Origin of the sequence: Streptomyces sp. NPDC094034, from assembly GCF_040303865.1 — a bacterium.
GTDB lineage: Bacteria > Actinomycetota > Actinomycetes > Streptomycetales > Streptomycetaceae > Streptomyces.
The window spans coordinates 233,260-256,100 of the sequence record NZ_JBEOUD010000001.1; the positions used below are offsets into that span (position 1 = coordinate 233,260).

Annotated in this window: 21 protein-coding genes; 8 read left to right on the top strand and 13 right to left on the bottom strand. The window is 70.2% G+C overall.

Annotation, left to right across the window (positions count from 1 at the left end):
- Positions 1 to 86 precede the first annotated feature (86 nt).
- The 3 genes from ABTZ59_RS01040 (at position 87) to ABTZ59_RS01050 (ending at position 2,324) form a co-directional block, all read left to right on the top strand.
- On the top strand, positions 87 to 578 hold the full coding sequence (locus ABTZ59_RS01040) for an RNA polymerase sigma factor (RefSeq protein WP_351387622.1): 492 nt from the start codon (positions 87 to 89) through the stop codon (positions 576 to 578).
- The gene (locus ABTZ59_RS01045; protein WP_351387624.1) at positions 562 to 1,047 is read left to right on the top strand and encodes a hypothetical protein; all 486 of its coding nucleotides are present in this window, start codon (positions 562 to 564) and stop codon (positions 1,045 to 1,047) included. The genes ABTZ59_RS01040 and ABTZ59_RS01045 overlap by 17 nt, the downstream gene beginning before the upstream one ends.
- 119 nt (positions 1,048 to 1,166) lie before the next feature.
- On the top strand, positions 1,167 to 2,324 hold the full coding sequence (locus tag ABTZ59_RS01050) for an alkaline phosphatase PhoX (RefSeq protein WP_351387627.1): 1,158 nt from the start codon (positions 1,167 to 1,169) through the stop codon (positions 2,322 to 2,324).
- On the opposite strand, the gene ABTZ59_RS01055 is transcribed toward ABTZ59_RS01050, so the two are convergent.
- The 7 genes from ABTZ59_RS01055 to ABTZ59_RS01085 all read right to left on the bottom strand — a co-directional run bounded on the left by ABTZ59_RS01055 (position 2,294) and on the right by ABTZ59_RS01085 (position 11,976).
- Positions 2,294 to 3,352 carry an ArsR/SmtB family transcription factor gene (locus ABTZ59_RS01055; RefSeq protein WP_503001823.1) on the bottom strand — a complete coding sequence of 353 codons (1,059 nt, stop codon included), beginning with the start codon at positions 3,350 to 3,352 and terminating at the stop codon, positions 2,294 to 2,296. The two genes, ABTZ59_RS01050 and ABTZ59_RS01055, sit on opposite strands and share 31 nt — an antisense overlap.
- 701 nt (positions 3,353 to 4,053) lie before the next feature.
- Complete coding sequence (ppdK, locus tag ABTZ59_RS01060; RefSeq protein WP_351387635.1) at positions 4,054 to 6,792, bottom strand: pyruvate, phosphate dikinase; 2,739 nt, start codon at positions 6,790 to 6,792, stop codon at positions 4,054 to 4,056.
- Between the two features lie 356 nt (positions 6,793 to 7,148).
- Positions 7,149 to 7,838, bottom strand: coding sequence for an HAD family hydrolase (locus tag ABTZ59_RS01065; protein WP_503001701.1), 690 nt, complete (start codon positions 7,836 to 7,838; stop codon positions 7,149 to 7,151).
- Positions 7,835 to 8,947: an ABC transporter ATP-binding protein gene (locus tag ABTZ59_RS01070; RefSeq protein ID WP_351387642.1), complete on the bottom strand. Its 1,113-nt coding sequence runs from the start codon at positions 8,945 to 8,947 to the stop codon at positions 7,835 to 7,837. The genes ABTZ59_RS01065 and ABTZ59_RS01070 overlap by 4 nt, the downstream gene beginning before the upstream one ends.
- Positions 8,948 to 8,954: 7 nt before the next feature.
- Entirely contained in the window at positions 8,955 to 9,929 is a 975-nt protein-coding gene (locus tag ABTZ59_RS01075; protein ID WP_351387647.1) for an ABC transporter permease, read from the bottom strand.
- The gene (locus tag ABTZ59_RS01080) at positions 9,917 to 10,813 is read right to left on the bottom strand and encodes an ABC transporter permease (protein WP_351387650.1); all 897 of its coding nucleotides are present in this window, start codon (positions 10,811 to 10,813) and stop codon (positions 9,917 to 9,919) included. The genes ABTZ59_RS01075 and ABTZ59_RS01080 overlap by 13 nt, the downstream gene beginning before the upstream one ends.
- Complete coding sequence (locus ABTZ59_RS01085) at positions 10,813 to 11,976, bottom strand: ABC transporter substrate-binding protein (protein WP_351387655.1); 1,164 nt, start codon at positions 11,974 to 11,976, stop codon at positions 10,813 to 10,815. The genes ABTZ59_RS01080 and ABTZ59_RS01085 overlap by 1 nt, the downstream gene beginning before the upstream one ends.
- 313 nt (positions 11,977 to 12,289) lie before the next feature.
- Between ABTZ59_RS01085 and ABTZ59_RS01090 the strand changes: the two genes are divergently transcribed.
- Complete coding sequence (locus ABTZ59_RS01090; protein ID WP_382819959.1) at positions 12,290 to 13,072, top strand: GntR family transcriptional regulator; 783 nt, start codon at positions 12,290 to 12,292, stop codon at positions 13,070 to 13,072.
- 113 nt (positions 13,073 to 13,185) lie between these two features.
- Here the strand turns inward: ABTZ59_RS01090 and dusB are convergent, their stop codons facing one another.
- Complete coding sequence (gene dusB, locus ABTZ59_RS01095) at positions 13,186 to 14,349, bottom strand: tRNA dihydrouridine synthase DusB (protein WP_351387659.1); 1,164 nt, start codon at positions 14,347 to 14,349, stop codon at positions 13,186 to 13,188.
- 52 nt (positions 14,350 to 14,401) lie between these two features.
- On the opposite strand from dusB, the gene ABTZ59_RS01100 reads away from it, so the two are divergent.
- Positions 14,402 to 15,901, top strand: coding sequence for an MFS transporter (locus ABTZ59_RS01100; protein WP_351387664.1), 1,500 nt, complete (start codon positions 14,402 to 14,404; stop codon positions 15,899 to 15,901).
- On the opposite strand, the gene ABTZ59_RS01105 is transcribed toward ABTZ59_RS01100, so the two are convergent.
- Together ABTZ59_RS01105 and ABTZ59_RS01110 are read right to left on the bottom strand one after the other, a co-directional pair.
- Positions 15,868 to 16,755 (bottom strand): helix-turn-helix transcriptional regulator, encoded by an 888-nt coding sequence (locus ABTZ59_RS01105; RefSeq protein ID WP_351387668.1) that lies wholly within the window; start codon positions 16,753 to 16,755, stop codon positions 15,868 to 15,870. The two genes, ABTZ59_RS01100 and ABTZ59_RS01105, sit on opposite strands and share 34 nt — an antisense overlap.
- 169 nt (positions 16,756 to 16,924) lie before the next feature.
- A complete protein-coding gene (locus tag ABTZ59_RS01110; protein ID WP_351387673.1) occupies positions 16,925 to 17,119 on the bottom strand; it encodes a DUF1918 domain-containing protein in 195 nt (64 codons plus the stop codon).
- 151 nt (positions 17,120 to 17,270) lie between these two features.
- Between ABTZ59_RS01110 and ABTZ59_RS01115 the strand changes: the two genes are divergently transcribed.
- The gene (locus ABTZ59_RS01115; protein WP_351387680.1) at positions 17,271 to 18,764 is read left to right on the top strand and encodes an MFS transporter; all 1,494 of its coding nucleotides are present in this window, start codon (positions 17,271 to 17,273) and stop codon (positions 18,762 to 18,764) included.
- A gap of 67 nt (positions 18,765 to 18,831) precedes the next feature.
- On the opposite strand, the gene ABTZ59_RS01120 is transcribed toward ABTZ59_RS01115, so the two are convergent.
- Positions 18,832 to 19,059, bottom strand: coding sequence for a DUF6243 family protein (locus ABTZ59_RS01120; RefSeq protein ID WP_351387684.1), 228 nt, complete (start codon positions 19,057 to 19,059; stop codon positions 18,832 to 18,834).
- 248 nt (positions 19,060 to 19,307) lie between these two features.
- Between ABTZ59_RS01120 and ABTZ59_RS01125 the strand changes: the two genes are divergently transcribed.
- Both ABTZ59_RS01125 and ABTZ59_RS01130 read left to right on the top strand, forming a co-directional pair.
- A complete protein-coding gene (locus ABTZ59_RS01125) occupies positions 19,308 to 20,327 on the top strand; it encodes an aldo/keto reductase (protein WP_351387690.1) in 1,020 nt (339 codons plus the stop codon).
- 140 nt (positions 20,328 to 20,467) lie between these two features.
- Positions 20,468 to 21,055 carry a TetR/AcrR family transcriptional regulator gene (locus ABTZ59_RS01130; protein WP_351387695.1) on the top strand — a complete coding sequence of 196 codons (588 nt, stop codon included), beginning with the start codon at positions 20,468 to 20,470 and terminating at the stop codon, positions 21,053 to 21,055.
- A gap of 19 nt (positions 21,056 to 21,074) precedes the next feature.
- Here ABTZ59_RS01130 and ABTZ59_RS01135 read toward each other — a convergent pair whose 3' ends face one another.
- Both ABTZ59_RS01135 and ABTZ59_RS01140 read right to left on the bottom strand, forming a co-directional pair.
- On the bottom strand, positions 21,075 to 21,281 hold the full coding sequence (locus tag ABTZ59_RS01135; protein ID WP_129771042.1) for a hypothetical protein: 207 nt from the start codon (positions 21,279 to 21,281) through the stop codon (positions 21,075 to 21,077).
- Positions 21,282 to 21,414: 133 nt separating this feature from the next.
- The gene (locus ABTZ59_RS01140; RefSeq protein ID WP_351387701.1) at positions 21,415 to 22,797 is read right to left on the bottom strand and encodes a glycine--tRNA ligase; all 1,383 of its coding nucleotides are present in this window, start codon (positions 22,795 to 22,797) and stop codon (positions 21,415 to 21,417) included.
- Positions 22,798 to 22,841: the final 44 nt, after the last annotated feature.

The following is a 22,841-nucleotide window of genomic DNA, read 5'->3' on the forward strand; positions in this document are numbered from 1 at the left end:
CCCGCCACCCGGATCCCGGTCCGTTGGAACCGTATGCCAACGGACCGGGATCCTTCCCCACGCATACGTCACGACCCTGGAGAACGTTGAAACGGTCCCGTGAGAAGGCAGCGTCCGAACTGTTCGGCGCCCTCTACCCGCGCCTCGCGGGCTGGTGCCGACGTCTCGTCGACGACGACGGGACGGCCCACGAGATCGCCTCCGAGGCGTTCACCAGGCTCTGGGCCCGCTGGACATCCGTGGAGGAGCCCCGCGGCTTCCTCTATGTCACCGCGGCCAACCTCGTCCGGGACCACTGGCGCAAACTGGAGCGCGAGCGGAAAGCCATGCACCGCGCCGCCACCGAGGCCGCCGTACGCCCGCACCCCGAACACGAGGACCCGTCGGTACGGCTTCTCGTGCGGTCACTGCCGGAACGACTGCGTGTCGCGGTCCTGCTGCACTACTACGCCGACATGCCGATCCGGGAGGTGTCCGAACTGACCGGGCGCAAGGAAGGAACCGTCAAGGCCGACCTCCACGCGGCCCGCGAACTGCTCCGCGCCCACCTGAGGAGAAGCCTTGACCACACGCTTTGACGACGGCCCGGAGTTCGAGCCCGATGACCCCCTCGCGGTGATCCTGCGGTCCTCCTCCGACACCCTCGGCCCGCCCGTCGGCCGATACGAGGCGATCCGCCGCGCCGCGGCCCGCCGCCGGCTGCTGCGCACCGCGTCCAGGGTCGGCGTGGCATGCGTGGTCGCCGCCCTCATCGTCGTTCCGCTCCGCCTGGCCGCACCGGGGTCGCCCGCGTCCCCGACGGCCCCCCTCGCCCCACCGCCCGTGCGCGGCTCCTCGGCCCCGCCCCCACAGGCCCCGACGAAGGCGCCCGACCTCGTCACTCCCAGCCCCGAGCCCCCGGCCACGCGATCCGTCGAGCCGCCGTCGGAGCGGAACGCCCCCGACGCCACCCCCTCAAGCGGCCCCCCGGCCGGGAACCCGCTGCCCGAACACCCCGGGGCATCCCGCGTGTCCACCCTCCCGGCCCCGGGCGACCGGCGGGGATGACGACTCCTCACCGCTCGTTCAGACGGCGGCCATGGACATCCCCTAGGCTTCTGCGACGCGCGACCCCGTGGCGTCGGCCGGCACCGCGGGGCGGTCACGACACCACCATGGAGCGACCAGTGGAACGTCGCAGTTTCCTGCGCGGAGCGGTCATCGGCACGTCGGCCGCGGCTTTCGGCGGCACCCTGTGGCGCGGCGCCGCCTACGCCGCACCCGCCCAGCCGGGCGCGGGCCCCTACGGAGCACTCGGGGCAGCGGACGCCAACAACATCCGGCTCCCCGCCGGATTCACCAGCCGGGTCATCGCCCGGTCGGGCCAGCAGGTCCCCGGCACGTCGTACAGCTGGCACAACGCCCCGGACGGCGGCGCCTGCTACGCCGACGGCACCGGCTGGATCTATGTCTCCAACTCGGAGATCGACCCGTCGGGCGGCGCGAGCGCGGTCCGCTTCTCCTCGACGGGCGCGATCACCGCCGCGTACCGGATCCTCTCCGGCACCCGGCAGAACTGCGCGGGCGGCAAGACGCCGTGGAACACCTGGCTCTCCTGCGAGGAGGTGGACCGCGGCTATGTCTACGAGACCGACCCGTGGGGCGTGAAGGCGCCGGTGCGGCGTGACGCGATCGGCCGCTTCAAGCACGAGGCCGCCGCCGCGGACCCCGTCCGCCGGACGATCTATCTCACCGAGGACACCACCGACGGCTGCTTCTACCGCTTCACGCCCACCACATGGGGCGATCTGTCGGCGGGCCGCCTCGAAGTCCTGACCGGCGGTACGGGCACGAGCGGCCCGGTGGGCTGGGCGGCGGTCCCCGACCCGAGCGGCGCCTCGACGGCCACCCGTCACCAGGTCTCCGGCGCGAAGCACTTCAACGGCGGCGAGGGCTGCTACTACGCCGACGACACCTGCTGGTTCACCACCAAGGGCGACAACCGCGTCTGGCAGTACAACGTGGCCGCGGGGACCATCGAGCTGGCCTATGACGACTCGCTCGTCTCCGGTACGGCGCCGCTGACCGGTGTCGACAATGTCACCGGCTCCTCCTCCGGCGATCTCTTCGTCGCCGAGGACGGCGGGAACATGGAGATCTGTGTGATCACCCCTGACGATGTCGTCGCGCCGTTCCTGCGGATCGGCGGCCAGTCCGGCTCCGAGATCACCGGACCGGCCTTCTCCCCCGACGGCAAGCGGCTCTACTTCTCCAGCCAGCGCGGTACCAGCGGGAGTTCGTCGGGCGGTATCACCTACGAGGTCACCGGGCCGTTCCGGGCGTAGAGCCCTTCCGCCTGGCCGCGGCCCCGCAGCAGGGCGGCGCCCAGCGGGGTGAGGGTGTGCAGCACGGCGTTGCCGTGCCGCAGGGTGACGACGAGCCCCGCCTCGCGCAGGACGCAGGCGTGCTGGCTCGCAGAGGCGAGGGACACGCCGGTTCTGCGAGCCAGCTCGCTCGTGGTCGAGCCGTGCTCGATGGCGCGAAGAACGGCCGAACGCGTATGCCCGACGAGCCGGCCGAGCGTGGGTCCGCCACGCTCCGTGACGGCGGGCGCGTCGGAATGCGTGACGGGATAGACCAGGACGGGCGGCAGCGCGGGGTCGCGGTGGACGACCGGCGTGGAGCGGCAGAAGAACGACGGCTGGAGCAGCAGTCCCCGCCCGTCCAGCCGCAGTTCGCGGTCGAACGGGTAGTCGGCCTCCAGCACCGGGGAGCGCCAGCGCAGCATCGGCGGCAGCGTGGAGAGCAGTTCGTCCGCGCCGCCGTCGAGCAGCGCCCGGCCGCGCAGCGCCCGGTCCGCCTCGACCCTGGCCCGGATATGGGGCCAGTACGGCTCGACGGCGGCCCGGTGGTAGGTACGCAGCGCGTCGACGAGCCGGCCGGGGCAGTCGGAGCAGCCGTCGGCGAGCGAGGCCAGCAGGCCGCCCGGGTCCCGGCCGTGCCCGTGGCCCGGATCCCTGTCCCGGTCCTTGTCCCTGTCCCGGTTCTTGTCCCGGTTCTTGTCCCTGTCCCTGTCCCGGTTCTTGTCCTCGTCCCCGGCCGGGTCCGAACCCCGGGCCCGGTCCCTGGCCCGGCCCCTGTCCTTGGCCCTGCCCCGGTCCTTCTCCTGGCCCCGCCCGGTCCCGCGGGACCGCTCCAGGACGAGCAGGGCGAGTTCGGCGCGGATTCTCTCGCGTGGCGTGGCGCGCAGCGCCTCAAGGCCCGCCTCCAGGCCCGCGTCAAAGCCGAGCCGTCCCTGAGCCGGCGTCAGGAAATCCGGGAAATAGCCGCGCTGTGGAACGAGCGCGGAGAGCAGACTTGTTTCACCGTTCAACCGGGTTCGCGTTTCCCTGCGCCATTCCCCGTAGGCGAGCGGGCCACGTCGGTCTCTTATTCGATGAAAGCTGAGAATCGTTTCCCACAGCGGGTCGGGCCCGGCGGCCATCCGTACCCCGCCGAGGTCCTTCCCGGTGAAATGAATACGCAGCATCAAATCTCCACTTGTTGCAGCCACAATCTCCCCAGCAGCCCCCAGCACTGAGTATGCAGGCCATCACGGGCTGTTACCACGGTGTTTCGGCCACAGTTGAAACGCTTCGCGGTGGCGCGCGCGAAGCGAAAAGCTGTACCTCGTCGGGCATGAAACCTGGACGACCGAATAGGCGTGGCGAAGGCCGTGGGGGGCTTTGCCCGCTCGGCGGCGGTCGGTCGAGGTTGCGGCTCCATGTCCGGCCCGCGTAAAAGGGGCGCGGCCGGTGGGTGGGGATCCACCGGCCGCGCCCTACCTGTTACCAGCCGTTACCCATAGGGCAATTCAACACGGCATCCACCACCCGCACATGACGAAGGGACGGACGCCTCCGCACAAGGCGCCCGCCCCTTCTCTGCTCCCGAGCCGCCCCGCCGGTCCGGCGAGGGTCAGGGATCAACCGGCAATGCGGCTCGGGTGTTCAGTGGGAATCCACCACTTTCTCCCGGGAGTCACCAGAAGTCATCGGGCCCCCCTAAGGGCTGTCCCATAGCCGCCGTCGGGATTCACCGGGAATCACTGCCGGCCGACGACGCCGCCGCACGGCCCGCCTCCAGCCGCGCCACCGGGATCCGGAACGGCGAGCAGGAGACATAGTCCAGACCCACCTCGTGGAAGAAGTGCACGGACTCCGGGTCGCCGCCGTGCTCACCGCAGACGCCGAGCTTGAGCCCCGGCCGGGTGGCCCGGCCCGCCTCGGACGCGCTCCGCACGAGCGCGCCGACGCCGTCCCGGTCGATCGTCTCGAACGGGGAGACCCCGAAGATGCCCTTCTCCAGATACGCGGTGAAGAAGCTCGCCTCCACATCGTCGCGGGAAAAGCCCCAGACGGTCTGGGTGAGGTCGTTCGTACCGAACGAGAAGAACTCCGCCGCCTCCGCGATCTGTCCGGCCGTCAGCGCAGCGCGCGGCAGCTCGATCATCGTGCCGAGCGCCAGCGTGAGTTCGACCCCGGTGGCCCGCTCGACCTCGGCGATGACCTGCTCGGCCTCGTCCCTGACGATCTCCAGCTCCTGGACGGTGCCGACGAGCGGGATCATGATCTCCGGGCGGGGGTCGCCCTTGGCGTTCTTGCGCTCGGCCGCCGCCTCCGCGATGGCGCGTACCTGCATGGCGAACAGCCCGGGGATGACCAGGCCCAGCCGTACCCCGCGCAGACCGAGCATCGGGTTCTGCTCATGGAGCTTGTGCACGGCCTGGAGGAGACGCAGATCGTTCTCGTTGTGGTCCTTGCGGGCCTCGGCGAGGGCGACCCGTACCGACAGTTCGGTGATGTCGGGCAGGAACTCGTGCAGCGGCGGGTCGAGCAGCCGGACCGTCACCGGCAGGCCGTCCATCGCCTCGAACAGCTCGATGAAGTCCTTCTTCTGGAGCGGCAGCAGCGCCCCCAGCGCCTCTTCCCGCTCGGCGTCCGTGTCGGCGAGGATCAGCTTCTCGACCATCCCGCGCCGTTCGCCCAGGAACATGTGCTCCGTACGGCACAATCCGATGCCCTGCGCGCCGAAGCGGCGGGCGCGCAGCGCGTCCTCGGCGTTGTCGGCGTTGGCGCGCACGCGCAGCCTGCGCCGGCGGTCGGCGTACGCCATGATCCGGTGAACGGCCTCCACCAACTCGTCGGCGTCGTCGGCGCCCGCGTGCATCCGGCCCTCGAAGTACTCGACGACGGGGGACGGTACGACCGGGACCTCGCCGAGGTAGACCTTGCCGGTGGAGCCGTCGATGGAGACGACGTCGCCCTCCTCGATGACGGTCCCGTCGGCCGTCAGCCGGCGCCGCTTGGTGTCGACCTCCAGTTCCTCGGCGCCGCAGACACAGGTCTTGCCCATTCCCCGGGCGACGACGGCGGCGTGCGAGGTCTTGCCGCCCCGCGAGGTCAGGATGCCCTCGGCGGCGATCATCCCGTCCAGGTCGTCGGGGTTGGTCTCACGGCGGATGAGGATGACCTTCTCGCCGGACCGGGACCACTTGATGGCGGTGTACGAGTCGAAGACCGCCTTGCCGACGGCCGCGCCCGGGGACGCGGCGATCCCGCGCCCGAGCAGTTTCCGCTTCGTGTTCTCGTCGAACCGCGGGAACATCAGCTGGGCCAGCTGGGCGCCGTTGACGCGCTGGAGCGCCTCGGCCTCGTCGATCAGTCCCTGGTCGACGAGTTGGGTGGCGATCCGGAAGGCGGCGCCCGCGGTGCGCTTGCCGACGCGTGTCTGGAGCATCCACAACTGGCCGCGCTCGATGGTGAATTCGATGTCGCACAGATCCCGGTAGTGCGTCTCCAGGGTCTCCATGATGCCCATGAGCCGGTCGTACGACTTCTTGTCGATGTGCTCCAGTTCGGCGAGCGCCACGGTGTTGCGGATGCCCGCGACGACGTCCTCGCCCTGCGCGTTCTGGAGGTAGTCGCCGTACACCCCCTGGTGGCCGCTGGCGGGGTCGCGGGTGAAGGCGACGCCGGTGCCCGAGTCGGGGCCGAGGTTGCCGAAGACCATGGAACAGATCGTGACGGCGGTCCCCAGGTCGCCGGGGATGCGCTCCTGACGGCGGTAGAGCTTGGCCCGGTCGGTGTTCCAGGACTCGAAGACCGCGCGGACCGCCAGATCCATCTGCTCGCGCGGGTCCTGCGGGAAGTCGCGGCCCGCCTCCCGGGAGACGATCTTCTTGAAACCCTCGACGAGCTTCTTGAGGTCGGCGGTCTCCAGATCCACGTCCGTGGCGGCGTTCTTGACGCGCTTCGCCTCTTCCAGCGCTTCTTCGAAGAGGTCCCCGTCGACGCCGAGCACGGTCTTGCCGAACATCTGGATCAGCCGGCGGTACGAGTCCCAGGCGAAGCGCTCGTCGCCCGCCTGCGCGGCGAGTCCGGCGACGGAGGCGTCGGAGAGCCCGACGTTCAGGACGGTGTCCATCATGCCGGGCATGGAGAACTTGGCGCCGGAGCGTACGGAGACGAGCAGCGGATCGTCGGCCTGGCCGAGCCTCTTCGCCATCTTCTGTTCGAGGGCGTCGAGATGCGCGCTCACCTCCTCGCGCAGAGCGGCGGGTTCGGCACCACTGTCGAGATAGATGTTGCACGCCTCGGTGGTGATGGTGAAGCCCGGCGGGACAGGCAGCCCGAGGTTGGTCATCTCGGCGAGATTGGCACCCTTGCCGCCGAGGAGATGCTTCAGATCCTTGTTGCCCTCGGTGAAGTCATAGACGAACTTCTCGCCCTGGAGCGTGGGGGTGGCTACCTGGGGATCGCTGTTTTCCGACACGGGTCCGACTCCTCAAGGACGCGGTGGCTGCCCTGACGGCGAGGAACATACCCAGATCGAAGGCGCCTGGGTACGGCCACTTGCCTGTCATACGGCCTTAACCACCCGTCCGCCAGCAGATCGAAAGTGACCTTGGCGTGATCGGTCTCACCCGCCTCCTTCACGCCTCGAAGCGGCCATGACCCGGACATGACCGGATGCGCTCATATGAGTGATGACATCGCCGTCTGAGTTCAAGTGATGAACACAGAAAGGGTGGCACTGCGTGCCATCCTTTCCCTTCTGGATTCGCTCAAGATCCGCTCATCTGAGCCTTACGCACATCAAACGTGGCGAGAATCACGCCCTCGAATGGCCTATCCGAAGTCCCCGGACGGCTCGTCGCACCCGAGTCCGCAGCCGCGCAGCACCGCCAGGTCGACCTCCTCCAGGCTCCGGGCGAAGTACCGCCCCGCCGCCGGTTCGACCGGCAGCAACGAGGGCACCACCAGCACCGCGCAGCCGGCCGCCTGGGCCGAGGCGCTGCCGTCCGGCGAGTCCTCCACGGCGACACACACGGCGGGCCCGACGCCCAGCCGCTCGGCCGCCGCCCGGTAGGGATCGGGGTGCGGCTTGGTCCGTACGGTGTCGTCGGCGGAGAGCGTGAAGGCGAACGGCACATCGGCCAGCGCCCCCGCGACCACCGAGTCCACCACGGCCCGCGGCGACGCGCTCACCAGCGCGAAGGGCACCTCGGCCCGCTCCAGTTCGGCCAGCAGGCGCCGGGCGCCCGGCCGCAGCGGCGCTCCCGCCTCCACGCGCCGGAAGAAGGAGCCGGTCAGCTCCGCGGCGACCGTTTCGGCGCATCCGCCGCCTGTGACCCGCACCAGATGAGCGGCGGTGTCGGCGACCGCGCGGCCGACCACCTCGGGGGCGTCCGCGCCGGTGAGCCGGTGGCCGAGGCTCCCGGCGATCTCGTCCGCCGTCTCCCACCACAGCACCTCGGTGTCCACGAGGGTGCCGTCCATGTCGAAGAGCACGGCCGCCGGCGTCGTGGCCGTACTCACGCGCCGCTGCCCGGGGCCGGCACCACGAGGACGGGGCGCCGCGCGGGCTCGACCCTCGCGCGTACCCCCGGGACCAGTTCGCCCGCGTCGCGGGACGGCACATCGGACTTCACGGAACCGCCGCCGGGCAGATCGAGCAGTACGCGCGTGACCGAGCCGAAGAAGGACGCGGACACGACCGTCGCCGTACCGGCCGGATCGGCGGTGGCGGTGATGTTCTCGGGCCGGATCAGCACCTCCACCTCCCGGCCGGTCGCCGGGAGTTCACCGTCCACGGGCAGGGTGACGCCCGCGACCTCGACCTGCCGGCCGTCCGTGAGCCGGCCGGTCAGCCGGTTCATCGTGCCGACGAACTCGGCGACGAACGCCGTGGCGGGCCGCTCGTACAGCTCCGCGGGCGGCGCGCACTGCTCCAGCCGGCCCGCGTTGAGCACCGCCACCCGGTCGGCCATGGAAAGCGCCTCCTCCTGGTCGTGGGTGACGAAGATGGTGGTGATGCCCAGCGACAGCTGGAGCCGCCGGATCTCCTCGCGCAGCGTCAGCCTGACCTTGGCATCGAGTGCCGACAGTGGCTCGTCCAGCAGCAGGACACGCGGGCGCAGCGCCAGCGCGCGGGCCAGCGCGACCCGCTGCTGCTGGCCGCCGGACATCTGGTGCGGATAGCGGTCGCCCTGCTCGGGAAGGCCGACCAGATCGAGGAGTTCGGCCGCGCGGGCGCGCCGCTCGGCGGCGGACACCTTGCGCACCCGCAGTCCGAACGCCACGTTGTCCCGGGCGTTGAGATGCGGGAAGAGGCTGTACGACTGGAAGACCATGCCCGCGTCACGCCGGTTGGCCGGTACGCGGGTGATGTCCTCGCCGTCCACCAGCACCTCGCCCGAGTCCGGCTGCTCGAAGCCGGCCAGGACCCGCAGCGCCGTGGTCTTGCCACAGCCCGAGGGGCCGAGCAGCGCGAGGAGTTCACCGGGCCGCGCCGTCAGATCGAGCCCGTCGAGGGCGACGGTCGGGCCGAACGCCCGGCGCAGGCCGCGGAATTCGACCAGGGCGCCGGTCGCGCCCGCGGTCTCCTCCTCCGGCCGGTCTTCGATTGCTGTCGAGGTGAGTGACATGGGAGGTCTACTCCTTGCCGGAGGCGGGAGAGGTGGCGGAGCCGGAAGAGCCGGAAGAGCCGGAAAGTGCGGAAGGGGCGGGCGGCGCGGGCGTGGCCGAGGCGGCGCGGGTCCCCGCGCGCGACAGGAGCAGCAGCAGCGCCCAGGTGATCAGCAGGCTGAGCAGCGAGACGGCCACCGACATCCGCGCCTGCGCGCCGGAGACGGAGACGATCCACACCGCGAACGGCTGGAAGCCGAGCAGCGAGGCGATCGTGTACTCGCCCAGCACCAACGCCAGCGTGAGGAAGGAGGCACCGGCGAGCGAGGAGCGGAGATTGGGCAGGATGACCCGCAGGATCACATACGGCCTGCTCGCCCCGCAGTTGCGCGCGGCCTCCACCAGGGTCGGTACGTCCACGGCACGCAGTCCTGCGTCCAGTGAGCGGTAGACGAACGGCAGCGCGAGCACGGTGTAGGCGAGTACCAGCACGACCGGGAACGACTCGTTCTGCACGGCCAGGAAGGTCTGGTAGAGCGGGGTGCGGGACAGATGGTCAGGTCCCCAGCGCAGCACGGTCGTGACGCCGGTGACCAGCGCGATCGGCGGCACCACCAGCGGCAGCATGCAGACGATCTCCACGAGCGGGCGCAGCCGGGGCGCGCCGAGCCGCACCGCGATCAGCGCCGGCACGGCCAGCAGCAGCGCGAGCGCGATGGTGGCGGCGGCCAGCCCGAGGGAGAGCAGCAGGCTTCGGGTGAAGCCCTCGGCGGAGAGGATCCCGGTGTACGCGGCGAAGGAGACGCCCTGTCCCGGCGTGTGGACCGTGAAGACGAAGGAGGACAGCAGCGGTACGAGGAAGTAGAGCCCGGCGAACGCCAGCACCGCGCCGCGCCAGACGCGGGGGCGTCGGCGCGCCCGTACTCGTACGGCCTTGCCGTCCCGCGCCCGGTGCGGGGTCCCTCCGGGGGCGGGGGCGGCGGTCGGTGTCAGTGCAGCCATCGGGTACTCCGTCGCTGGAGGGGCAGATGGACCGCCATGACCAGACCGGCGATCACGATCATGTCGAGGCTCAGCGCGAGCGCCACGTTCTCCTGTCCGACCAGGACATTGCCGGAGAGCGCGTCCGCGATCTTCAGCGTCACCAGCGGGACAGAACCGCCCACCAGCGCGGCGGCGGTGGCGTGCGCGGCGAAGGCGCTGCCGAAGAGCAGCACGAACCCGCCGAGCAGCGAGGGCGCGAGGACCGGCAGTCCGACATGGCGCCAGAACTGCCCGGTGGTGGCACCGGCGTTCTGCGCGGCCTCGCGCCACTGCGGGCGCAGACCGTCCAGTGCCGGGACGATGACCAGCACCATCAACGGCACCAGGAAGTAGAGGTAGATGACGACGAGCCCGGTGAACGAGTACAGGTTCCAGCCGGCGCTGTCGAGATGGCCGAGCCGGGTGACCACCCCGGAGATGCCGAGGGTGGCGACGAACGCGAACGCCAGTGGGATACCCCCGAAGTTGGCGAGCACCCCGGACGCGGTGAGGACGGCGTTGCGCAGCGCGCCGCCGCGCGAGGTCACGATCGCCTGGGCGATCAGGGTGCCGAGCAGGGTGGCGATCACGGCGGTCAGCGCGGCGAGTTCGACGCTGCCGGCCAGCGAGGTCAGATACGGGCCCTGGAGCGAACGCTGAAGATGTTCACCGGTCAGGGCGCTGGCGCCGGTGGCCGGGTCGTCGCGGGTGACGGCCCCGTACACCAGCGCGCCCACCGGCAGTCCGAAGCACAGCGCGGCGAAGACGAGCAGCGGGAGGGCGCCGAGCCAGGCGCGCGGCGCCCGCCGCCGACGGCGTGTTCCGTCGGCGGCGCCCGGTGCGGACGAGGAGGGGGTGGGCATCAGGAGACGGCCTTGTCCCAGTTCTCGGCGAGGGTGGCGTTGGCCTTGTCCAGTTCGGCGGACTCGGGGAAGCTCGGGGTGCCCTCGACCTTGGGGAGCTTGGCGACGTAGGTCTTGTCGGCGGTGCCTTCGGTGGTCATCGAGGGCAGCAGCACGGGACGCGCGTACCCCTTCAGCCACAGGTTCTGGCCCTCGGCGCCGTACAGGAACTCCATCCACAGCCGGGCGGCGGCCGGGTGGGGCGCGTCCTTGTTGATGGCCTGCGAGTAGTACTGCGCGTACACGCCGTCGGCCGGGATGGCGACCTTCCAGTCGACGCCCTTGCCGCGGAACTGGTCGGCGTAACCGGCGTTGAGGTAGTCCCAGTCGATGCTGATGGGCGTCTCGCCCTTCTCGACCGTGGCCGGGGTGGACTCGACGGGGATGAAGTTGCCGTTCTTCTTCAGCTTGCCGAAGAAGTCGATACCGGGCTGAATGTCGCCGAAGGAGCCCTTGTTGGCGAGCGACGCCGCGTACACCCCGCCGAAGGCCGAACCGGACTTGGTGGGGTTGCCGTTGAGCGCCACCTTGCCCTTGTACTCGGGCTTGAGGAGATCGGCGAAGGTCTGGGGGCAGTTCTTGATCCGGGCCGCGTCGCAGCCGATCGAGACATAGCCGCCGTAGTCGTTGAACCAGCGGCCGTCCTTCTCCTTCTGGGTGTCCGGGATCTTGTCCCACGCCTCGACCTTGTACGGCGCGAAGAGGTTCTCGGCGGCGCCGCTGCGGGCGAAGGCGATCCCGAGGTCCAGGACGTCGGGCGCGCGCTTCTGGCCCTTGCGGGACTTGACCGCGGCGATCTCGTCGGAGCTGGAGGCGTCCGGGTTCTCGCTGCTGACCTTGATCTTGTACGTGGCCTCGAACGCCTTGATGACCTCGCCGTAGTTGGCCCAGTCCGGCGGCAGGGCGATCACATTGAGCGTGCCCTCCTTCTCGGCGGCCTTGACGAGGGCGTCCATCCCGCCGAAGTCGGCGGCGGAGGCGGCGGTCGCGGCCTTGGCGCCCGCGGCGGAGTCCGCGGCGTCGTCGGGCGCCGCGCCACAGGCGGTGAGCGCGGTGAGCGCGGCGGTGCTGAGCGCCACGGCGGCGGCGAGCCGGCCGTTGGCACGGACACGGAGTCTGGTCACGCGGTGTCTCCCGGAGCGAGAAGTGAGGGTGTCGGGGGTGCCCGACGAGTGGCGGGGTGTCGAGAGGGGGGTGTCGAGAGGAGGGTCACTTGTTCAGACAAGCTGGGATCAGTTCGCCCGGTCCAGATGACCCGGAAGTGAACGAACCATGACCACGACGGCACAGCCCGAGGAAGACCAAATCCGCACAACTGGCTGGTGATACCAGTGAAGGGGAACTCGAACACCCGCCGAAACGTACGGTTAGAGTGAAGGTCAGGTGCGCGACGGTTGGCCGTACCTGTGCACAGTTGATTGATCCGAGGGGGCAGGCGTGGGTTCAGGCGTGAGCGGGTCGCGCTATCTGGAGATCGCCGAGGCGCTGCGGCAGTCGATCCTGAGCGGCGAACACCCCGTGGGCGCCCTGCTGCCCTCGGAGAGCGATCTGGCGGCCCACTGGTCGGTCTCGCGCGGCACGGTACGGCAGGCGGTCGGGCTGCTCGCCTCGGAGGGGCTGATCGGCTCCCGGCAGGGCGCGCGCCGGGTCGTACTGCGCCAGGAGCGCCGCCACAGCTTCCAGCAGCTCAACAGCTTCGCGCAGTGGGCACAGGCCATGGGCTGCGAGGTCTCCAGCCTGATCCTCAGCCGTACGACCCGGCCCGCCACCGCCGAGGAGGCGTCCCGGCTGGGCGTCGCGCCGGGCAGCGAAGTGCTGTATGTCGTACGCGTACGACGACTGGACGGGGAGCCGGTGATGGTCGAGCGCACGGCCTATACGGACTGGGTCGCGCCGGTCGTCCGCGCGCTGCCCGACGATGTCGTCTCGATCATGAACAGCATCGCGGAGAACGCCGGCATCGTCGCCCATTACGGCGAGCACCTCATCGACGCCGTCGCGGCGGGCAGCGAGGACGCCCGGCTGCTCCGGGTCCGCCGGGCCAGTCCGCTGCTGCGGCAGCGCCATCTGACGAACACCGCGGCGGGCAGGCCCATCGAGTGGACCGACGACCGCTATCGCGCGGGCAGCGTGGCGTTCAGCGTCAGCAACTCGGCGGCGGCCGCGCCGCTGGAGCGGCAGGCGGGTCCCGAGGTGGCCAGAAGCCCGTCCGGCGACTGACGGTCCGGGAGCGCCACTCGGTCCTGTCCCAGGACGACTGACGGTCCGGGAGCGCCCTCGTTCCTGTCCCAGGGCGGCCGACCGTCCGGGAGCGCCCCGGCGGTGGGCTCGGCTCAGCCGCCCGACGTGTCCAGTTCCGCGTCCGCGCCGATGCCCGCGCAGTCGTACGGGTCCTTCAGCCAGCCGTCCGGCAGGACGACCCGGTTGTTCCCCGACGTACGCCCGCGCGGCCCGTCCGCGCCGTCCGGCCACGGCTGGTCCAGATCGAGTCCGGCCATCAGCTCGTCCAGCTCGGCGAGCGACGAGGTGATCGCCAGCCGCTTGCGCAGCTGCGAGCCGACCGAGAAGCCCTTCAGATACCAGGCCACATGCTTACGGAAGTCGATCACCCCGCGAGCCTCGTCCCCGATCCACTCCCCCAGCAGTTCGGCGTGGCGCCGCATCACTCCGGTGACCTCACGCAGTGTGGGCCGCGCCGTCTCACCCCGCCCCTCGAAGGCGGCGACCAGGTCCCCGAAGAGCCATGGCCGGCCCAGGCAGCCGCGCCCCACGACCACACCGTCGCAGCCGGTCTCGCGCACCATCCGCAGCGCGTCGTCCGCCGACCAGATGTCGCCGTTGCCGAGCACGGGGATCTCCGGGACATGCTCCTTGAGCCGCGCGATGGCGTCCCAGTCCGCGGTGCCTCCGTAGTGCTGGGCGGCGGTCCTGCCGTGCAGCGCGATCGCGGTGACGCCGGCCTCGACCGCGATCCGCCCCGCGTCGAGATAGGTGAGATGGCCGTCGTCGATGCCCTTGCGCATCTTCATCGTGACCGGCAGATCCCCGGCGTTGGAGACGGCCTCGCGCAGGATCGCCCGCAGCAGGGGCCGCTTGTACGGGAGGGCCGAGCCGCCGCCCTTGCGGGTGACCTTGGGGACCGGGCAGCCGAAGTTGAGGTCGATGTGGTCGGCCAGATCCTCGTCCACGATCATGCGGACGGCCTTGCCGACGGTGACCGGGTCCACTCCGTACAGCTGGATCGAGCGCGGAGTCTCGGTCGCGTCGAAGTGAATGAGCTGCATGGTCTTCTCGTTCCGCTCCACCAGCGCCCGGGTGGTGATCATCTCGCTGACGAACAGCCCCGCGCCTCCGCTGAATTCACGGCAGAGCGTCCGGAACGGGGCGTTGGTGATCCCGGCCATGGGGGCGAGCACCACCGGCGGCCGGACGGTATGGGGGCCGATGGCCAGCGGAGCGGCCGGAGGTGCGGAGAGCGTGGAGAGCGGAGCGGTCATCCGCCCATTGTCGCGCACGACACGAGTCATTAGTTAGTCGTACTATCAATGAATGCCCGAGCTGAGCCATCGACGGCGGATGCTGGTGCTGGCGATCTGCTGTATGAGTCTGCTGATCGTCAGCCTCGACAACACCATCCTCAACGTCGCCCTGCCCACCATGCAGAAGGAGTTGCATGCCACGGTCGCCGGGCTCCAGTGGACGATCGACGCCTACACCCTCGTCCTCGCCTCGCTGCTGATGCTCGCGGGCTCCACCGCCGACCGGATCGGCCGGCGCCGGGTCTTCAAGACCGGGCTGGTGCTGTTCACACTCGGCTCGCTGCTCTGCTCCCTCGCCCCCACCCTCGAAACGCTGGTCGCCTTCCGCATGATCCAGGCGGTCGGCGGCTCGATGCTCAATCCGGTGGCGATGTCGATCATCACCAACACCTTCACCGACCCCCGTGAGCGCGCCCGCGCCATCGGCGCCTGGGGCGCCGTCGTCGGTATCTCGATGGCGGCGGGCCCGCTGATCGGCGGACTGCTGGTGGACTCGGTCGGCTGGCGGTCGATCTTCTGGATCAATATCCCCATCGGGATCGCCGCGTACCTCCTGACCTGGCGCTATGTCCCCGAGTCGCGCGCCCCGAAGCCGCGCCGCCCCGACCCCGTGGGACAGCTGCTGGTCATCGGCGTACTCGGCGCGCTCACCTACGCGATCATCGAGGCTCCGACGGCGGGCCTGACCTCACCGCTGATCCTGTCCTTCACCGGCGTCGCGGTCCTCTCGCTCATCGGGCTGCTGCTGTACGAGCCGAGGCGCGCGGAACCACTGATCGATCTGCGCTTCTTCCGCAGCGCGCCGTTCAGCGGCGCGACGGTCATCGCGATCTGCGCCTTCGCCGCGCTCGGCGGCTTCCTCTTCCTCAACACGCTCTATCTGCAGAACGTACGGGGCCTGTCCGCGCTCCACGCCGGGCTCTACATCCTGCCGATGGCCGCCCTGACCTTCATCTGCGCCCCGCTCTCGGGCCGGCTCGTCGGCAGCCGGGGCCCGCGTCTCTCTCTGCTGATCGCGGGGGTGGCGATGACGGCGAGCGGTGTGCTGTTCGCCGCGTTCGACGCGGAGGGGACGACCGCGCTGATGTTCACCGGTTATGTGCTGTTCGGCCTCGGCTTCGGCATGGTGAACGCGCCGATCACCAACACCGCCGTCTCCGGTATGCCCCGCTCCCAGGCGGGCGTCGCCGCCGCCGTCGCCTCCACCAGCCGCCAGATCGGCCAGACGCTGGGCGTGGCGGTGATCGGCGCGGTGCTGGCCGCCGGCACGGTGGGGGCGGTGGGCTCCGCCTCGTACGCGTCGGGGTTCGTGGCGGCGAGCCACCCGGCCTGGTGGATCATCACGGCCTGCGGGGTGTGCGTCCTGCTGGTGGGAGCGCTGACCAGCGGCGCCTGGGCGCGCGCGACGGCGTACCGTACGGCGCGGCGTCTGGACCCTGCCGCCGTGGGCGGTGAGGGCGCCCCGCGCGAGGCCGCTCAGAAGTGGCCGGGGCCCGGCGGGGACGTCTGAGCGGATGCCTGGAGCTTCTCCAGCCGGAGCCCGGTCTCCTCGTCCACCGGGACATAGCTGACCAGCCGGGGCCCCGCGGACGGCCCGAGCCAGAGGTTGGTGTGCTCCAGATTGAGCTGCCCGACCTCGGCGTTGTTGAACCGCTTCGTCCGGTCCCCGACCGGGGTGACCACTTCGTGCCGCTCCCAGATCTCACAGAACTCGGGCGAGGCCGCGCGCAACCGTCCCAGCAGCGTTTTCCAGGGAGGCTCCGCGAGATGCTCCGCCATGGAGGCACGGAACTTGGCCGCCATGATCCGGGTCGTCTCCTCGCGATTGCCGAGGGAGGCGCGGAAGTCCTCGTTGGTGAAGGCGAGCCAGAGACAGTTGCGGTCCTGCGGAGGCACCGAGTCCAGGTCGCACATCATCACGCCGTACGTGCGGTTGTACGCGAGGAGGTCGTACCGGCTGTTCTGCACACACGCCGGGAACGGCTCCAGCCGCTCCAGCATCCGCCGGATCGCGGGCGTGACGGTGGGGCACGGCGTGCCGGGCGCGGGATCCGGCGCCCCGGCCAGCGCGAAGAGATGCGCGCGTTCGCTGGAGTCGAGGAGGAGGGCGCGGGCGAGCGCGTCGAGGACCTGCGCGGAGACCTGGATGGCCCGCGCCTGCTCAAGCCAGGTGTACCAGGTGACACCGACAGCGGAGAGCTGGGCGACCTCCTCGCGGCGCAGCCCGGGGGTACGCCGTCGGCTCCCCCGGTCGAGCCCGACCTGCTCGGGCATGATCCGCTCACGGCGACTGCGCAGGAACCCCGCCAGCTCATGCCGCCGGATGTCGCTCTCCTGCCCTGCCTGTGCGGTGGTGGTACTCATGAAACCAGGGTGCGGCATGCCTCAGCCCGTTGCCAGGTGGTGCCGGTACCAGGATAAGAACGCCCGGCCACCGGGCTGAGAGCGCCGCGCACCTCAAGCCCGGTGACAGCGGGCCCAGTTGGCACCGTACGACCGCCGCCACCAGGCATCTCGTGGTGTTGCCCGGGTGTCAGTCGCGCTTCGAGTGCGGCTCCACCGCGGTGTCGGGGCCCGGCGAGACGATCGATTCGTGACCGTTCTCGGCGCGCACCTTGAACGGCGGCGAGCCGTTCGGCCCCAGCACCTCCACGACTTCCACGATCCGGTCGTGCTTGCCGACCACCCGGCCGTGCATCACGAGGCGGTCGCCCTTGCTTGCTTTCATCATCACTCCTATGTCACTCGACGTAACCGAGAGTGTACGAAGCGGCCGGTGCGGTCGCCCTCGGTGAAGGAGGGTGTCGCGCCTCAGCCCATTGCCGGGTAGTGCGAGTACCAGGACAAAGAGACTCTGGTACCAGGGTGGGCGATGGGCGATGGTCGATGGAGTGAGCAGAGCATTCGCGTCCCTCCAGAAGACATCCGCCACCAAGGCACCGTCCGCCGCCGAGGCATCCTCCGGTGGACCGCCCGTCATCCATGACCACGGGTCCGTGCTCGGCACTCTGGGCCTGTTCACCGTGCTCCTCGGTGCGGCGCTCCCCCTCATCGACTTCTTCATCGTCAATGTAGCTCTGCCGACCATCGATCACGATCTGGCCGCGGGCCCCGCCCTGCTGGAGCTGGTGGTGGCCGGGTACGGACTCTCGTACGCCGTCCTGCTCGTTCTCGGCGGACGGCTCGGGGACATGCTCGGCCGGCGACGGCTCTTCCTCGTCGGCATGGCGGCCTTCGGCATCACCTCGCTCGCCTGCGGCCTCGCACCGAACGCCTGGACGCTGGTCGGCGCCCGGGTGGCGCAGGGCGCCGCGGCGGCGCTGATGCTGCCGCAGGTACTGGCGACGATCCACTCGGCGACGAACGGGCCGCGCCGCGCGAAGGCGCTGAGCCTGTACGGCGCGACGGCCGGGCTCGCGATGGTGGCGGGCCAGATCCTGGGCGGGGTGCTGGTCGCGGCGGATGTCGCGGGCAGCGGCTGGCGGGCGATCTTCCTGGTGAATGTGCCGGTGGCGCTGGTGGGCCTGCTCTTCGCGGTCCGTTCGGTGCCGGAGACCCGCTCGCAGCGACCGGCGCCCGTCGACACACCCGGGACGGTCCTGCTGGCCGCCGCCCTGGTGACGCTCCTGGCGCCCCTCACGGAAGGCAGGGCCGCCGGGTGGCCCGTCTGGACCTGGGTCTCGCTCGCGGCCTTCCCGGTCGTCTCGTACGCGTTCGTACGGGTGGAGCGGCGGGCCGACCGGCAGGGCCGGACCCCACTCGTGCCGCCGAGCCTGCTCGCGCTGGTCACGCTCCGGCGGGGGCTGGCGCTGATCGTGCCGTTCGGCATCGGCTTCGGCGGCTTCATGTTCGTGATCGCCGTCGCCCTCCAGCAGGGTCTGCGGATGGGCGCGATCGACGCCGGACTGACGCTGGTGCCCATGGCGGTGGCGTTCTTCGGGGCGTCACTGGCCGGACCGCGGCTGATCCGGCGCTACGGCAGCCTGGTGGTCACGGCGGGCGCGGTGTTCCAGATGGCCGGGGTGGCGCTGCTGGCGCTCGCCGTATGGGGCGGCTGGCCCACGATCGGCGGGCTGGATCTCCTGCCGGGCATCGCGCTGGCCGGTCTCGGCCAGGGCTTCCAGCTGCCGGTCATCATCCGCATCGTGCTCTCCGACATACCGGCCGAGCGGTCCGGGGTGGGCAGCGGTGTGATGGTCACGGCCCAGCAGTCCGCGCTGGCGCTGGGGGTGGCGACGCTGGGCTCGCTCTTCCTGACCCTGACCGCCACGACGGGGATGCGGGACGCCCTGGTGGTCACTCTGCTCGCACAGCTGGGGCTGATCGTGCTGACGGCGCTGCTGAGCCTGCGGCTGCCACGGAAGATCGGCTGAGCACGCTCATGATCGTGGGCCCGGATCACCTCGGTGATCCGGGCCCACGGTCTATGACTTGAGTACGTCAGTCCTGCGCGGCGGCGCCGTTGGTGCCTTCGGCCGCGTCGTCGTTCCGCGCGGTGCCTTCCTGGCCGGCGGCGCGCTCACGCATCTTGCGCAGCAGCTCCTGCTTGTGGTCGGCGGAGGCCCTGCGATTGGCGTCGCGCGCGGGGGCGCTGGCCTGCGGGTCGGTACGGGACAGCTTCTTGCGCTGTCCGCCGACGCCGAGAAGGTTGTTACGGCTTTTTGCCATGGGGTTCTCCCGAAGCGATGAGAAGTGATCTGCGGATTCGTCGGTGGGGGGCGGAGCATCGCCGCCGCGCTCTCACTCGTAGATCTGGAAGAACATGCCCGTGACGCTACCACCGGGCAGGGCAGGGACGTAACGCATTTTTGGCGGACACCAGACACCTGAACGAATGAGTGATGACAGATATTGAAATCTGTCATCGCCCATGCCATGGTTGTTGTGTCACTCAGGATCCGCAGGGAGGAACCCTCATGAACGCCATCCCCACGCGCCCCCTCGGCCGCTCAGGCCCCCGCGTCTCCGCCCTCGGACTCGGCTGCATGGGCATGTCCGGCGTGTACGGGCAGGAAGAGGTGGACCGCGCCGAGTCCCTCGCCACCATCCACGCCGCTCTGGACGCGGGCGTCACCCTGCTCGACACGGGCGACTTCTACGGCATGGGCCACAACGAGCTGCTGATCGGCGAGGCCCTGCGCACCGCCCCGGCCGGCGCCCGCGAGCGGGCCCTCACCAGCGTCAAGTTCGGCGCCCTGCGCGATCCGGACAACGGATGGAGCGGTTACGACGGCCGGCCGGCCGCCGTGAAGAACTTCGCCGCGTACTCCCTCCAGCGCCTCGGCACCGACCACATCGACATCTACCGGATCGCCAGGGTCGACCCGGACGTCCCGATCGAGGAGACGGTCGGCGCCATCGCCGAGCTGATCAGGGCCGGGCATGTGCGCCATGTCGGGCTCTCCGAGGTCGGCGCCGACACCATCCGCCGGGCGGCCGCCGTCGCCCCGGTCACCGACCTCCAGATCGAGTACTCACTGATCTCGCGCGGCATCGAGGACGAGATCCTGCCCGTCGTCCGCGAGCTCGGCATCGGCGTCACGGCGTACGGAGTGCTCTCGCGCGGACTGATCAGCGGGCACTTCACCCGCGACCGGCGGCTGTCCCCCACCGACTTCCGCGCCATGAGCCCCCGGTTCCAGGGCGACAACCTCCAGCACAATCTCGGGCTCGTCGAGTCACTGCGGAAGATCGCCGAGCAGAAGGGGGTCTCGGTCGCCCAGATCGCCATCGCCTGGGTGCTCTCGCGGGGCGAGGACATCGTGCCGCTCGTCGGCGCCCGCCGCCGTGACCGGCTGACCGAGGCCCTTGGCTCGCTGGACATCACGCTGGACGCCGATGATCTGGCCGCCATCGAGCGCGCCGTACCGTCCGATGCCGCCGCCGGGGACCGCTATCCGGCCGGTCAGATGGCGCACCTCGACAGCGAGCGTTGACGAGCACTGACGAGCGCGGAAGCGCTGACCGGCCGCGGAGGAGAGGCCGCCCGCCGGAGACCGCCCCTTCGTCCCTCGGATCTGACAGGTAGTGTCATCTGTCGCATCCGCCGTACGAGCCATGAAAGGTCGGGCGCCCCATGGCCACCGAGCCCCTGACCGCAGATCGCATCCTCGAAGCCACCGAGGAGGTGCTGCGTCGTTACGGCCCGGCGAAGGCGACGGTGGTCGATGTGGCACGGGTGCTCGGCGTCAGCCATGGCAGTGTCTACCGCCACTTCCGCACGAAGGCGGCGCTGCGGGAGGCGGTCACCGCGCGCTGGCTGAGCCGTACGGAGAGCGTGCTGGCCCGGATCATGGAGGGGGAGGCCGAGCCGGGCCCGGAGAAGCTGCGCGGCTGGCTGCTGGCGCTGTTCGACACCAAGCGGCACAAGGCCGGGGACGACCCGGAGCTGTTCGCCACCTTCTCGGTGCTCATCGACGAGAGCAGCGATGTGGTCGACGCGCATCTGACGGAGCTGGCCCAGCAGCTCACCCGGATCGTCGAAGAGGGCGTGCGCGAGGGCGAGTTCGTGGCGGCGGACCCGGCGAGCACGGCCGGGGCGGTCTTCGCCGCCACGGCCCGTTTCCATGACCCGGCGTACGCGCCGGAATGGCGAAAGCCCACCATCGACGCCGAGTTCAGCGCCGTTTGCGATCTGTTGCTGCGCGGGCTGCGGGCGGACTGAAGGCCCCGCTCACGTCCCGTCAGTCCGCGGCCGGGTCCACCGTCGCCTGGTGGGCCTCGGTGAGATGTTCCTCCGCCTTGAGCCAGGGCAGGAACTGCGCCCCTTTGCGCCATCCGCAGGTGTCGCAGATCAACGACCGCTGCACACCCGCCTTCTGAACGCGTACGACATGCTCGCGCCCATGCTGATCCCATCTCCTGACCGTGCTGGTGGTCGTGGCCGGCATGATCCGTGCCTCCCTGGTAGGTCAGCGCCCAGTCTGCATCGAAGCCCCCGGTTCCGCGGGGGAACCGGGGGCTTCGAGTTACGAACGTGACCCGCCGTTCAGTGCGGGGTGTCCGCGGCGTGGTCAGCGATGGTCAGCAGCCGAGGAGCCGGGCGCCGAGGTAGCTCTGGATCTGGTCGAGCGAGACACGCTCCTGCTGCATCGTGTCGCGCTCGCGCACGGTCACCGCGTTGTCGTCCAGGGTGTCGAAGTCGACGGTCACACAGAACGGTGTGCCGATCTCGTCCTGGCGGCGGTAGCGGCGGCCGATGGCGCCCGCGTCGTCGAACTCGATGTTCCAGTTGCGCCGCAGATCCGTCGCGAGCCCCTTGGCCTTCGGCGAGAGCTGCGGGTTACGGGAGAGCGGCAGCACGGCCACCTTGACCGGCGCGAGGCGGGGGTCGAGCCGCATCACGGTGCGCTTCTCCAGCACGCCCTTGGCGTTGGGCGCCTCGTCCTCGTTGTACGCGTCGAGGAGGAAGGCGAGCATCGAGCGGCCGACACCGGCGGCGGGCTCGATGACATACGGGGTCCAGCGCTCACCGGCCTCCTGGTCGAAGAACGACAGGTCATGACCGGACGCCTTGGCGTGCGCGGAAAGGTCGTAGTCGGTGCGGTTGGCGACACCCTCCAGCTCGCCCCACTCGCTGCCGCCGAACTGGAAGCGGTACTCGATGTCGGCGGTGCGCTTGGAGTAGTGCGAGAGCTTCTCGGCCGGGTGCTCGTACCACCGCATGTTCTCCGCACGGAGACCCAGGTCGGTGTACCAGTTCCAGCGCTGCTCCATCCAGTATTCCTGCCACTGCTCGTCCTCGCCCGGCTTGACGAAGAACTCCATCTCCATCTGCTCGAACTCGCGCGTGCGGAAGATGAAGTTGCCCGGAGTGATCTCGTTCCGGAAGGACTTGCCCATCTGCGCGATGCCGAACGGCGGCTTCTTGCGCGAAGTCTGCTGCACCAGGGCGAAGTTGGTGAAAATGCCCTGCGCGGTCTCGGGCCGCAGATAGGCGACGGAGCCGGAGTCCTGCGTCGGGCCGAGGTGGGTGGAGAGCAGACCGGAGAACTGCTTGGGGTCGGTGAACGTCCCCTTGTTGCCGCAGTTGGGGCAGTTGATGTCGGCGAGGCCGTTCTCGGGGGCCTTGCCGTGCTTCGCCTCGTACGCCTCCTCCAGATGGTCGGCGCGGAACCGCTTGTGGCAGGAGGTGCACTCGGTGAGCGGGTCGCTGAAGGTCGCGACGTGGCCGGACGCCTCCCAGACCTCCGTGGCGAGGATCACCGAGGAGTCGATACCGACAACGTCCTCGCGCGAGGTGACCATGTAGCGCCACCACTGGCGCTTGAGGTTTTCCTTCAGCTCGACTCCGAGCGGCCCGTAGTCCCAGGCGGCGCGCTGACCACCGTAGATCTCACTGGACGGGTAGACGAAGCCACGGCGCTTGCTCAGGTTGACGATGCTGTCGATCTTGTCGGCGGCCACGGTGCTCTCTTCATTACGACGACGACGAACGGCGAATGCTTCAG